Source organism: Gillisia sp. CAL575 (assembly GCF_000403785.1).
Lineage (GTDB): Bacteria > Bacteroidota > Bacteroidia > Flavobacteriales > Flavobacteriaceae > Gillisia.
The window spans coordinates 1-512 of record NZ_APHJ01000009.1 but is presented as its reverse complement, the minus strand read 5'-3'; the positions used below and the strand labels follow the sequence as shown (position 1 = coordinate 512).

Below are 512 nucleotides of genomic sequence, written 5' to 3'. Positions count from 1 at the left end.
AAAATCACAAATGCAAAATCTATTATCGGACTCAGGAATCAAGTGATTCATGCATATGATAGTATTTCAGATGAAAATATTTGGTCTATTTTGATTAACCACTTACCAAAACTTAAAAGTGAAATCGAAATACTAACTGATCAACACAACAAAAGCTAACATCGGTTAAGCGCAAATAGCGGGCATTCCAATGAAAAGTGATAGTTTAGATCCCAAGTAACAAAACAACAAAGCCGACAAGTTCGCGTCCCTATTCCACGCTACTTGCCTTAACCAAGACCGTTAGGCAACATATGAAACCGACTTCCTGAGTTCAATAACTTAACGCAACAAATCATAACTTTAGATTTGTTGTATGGAACCAAAAAAACACCGGCGATTATCACATCAAGAAAGGGTAATTATCCAGACTCTTTTAGAAGAAAATAGACCTAAATCTTTCATAGCAGAGAAGCTCGGAAGAACCCGATCTACCATCACCAGAGAAGTCAATAAATGGGTAACTAAACCCA

At 36.5% G+C, this 512-nt stretch carries 2 protein-coding genes; both read left to right on the top strand.

The window, feature by feature from the left end:
* The first annotated feature begins 3 nt into the window (after nucleotides 1-3).
* The gene (locus I130_RS16860; RefSeq protein ID WP_083932833.1) at nucleotides 4-159 is read left to right on the top strand and encodes a DUF86 domain-containing protein; all 156 of its coding nucleotides are present in this window, start codon (nucleotides 4-6) and stop codon (nucleotides 157-159) included.
* 196 nt (nucleotides 160-355) lie between these two features.
* On the top strand, nucleotides 356-512 hold a 157-nt coding region (locus I130_RS16960), incomplete at its 3' end, for a helix-turn-helix domain-containing protein (protein ID WP_157480450.1).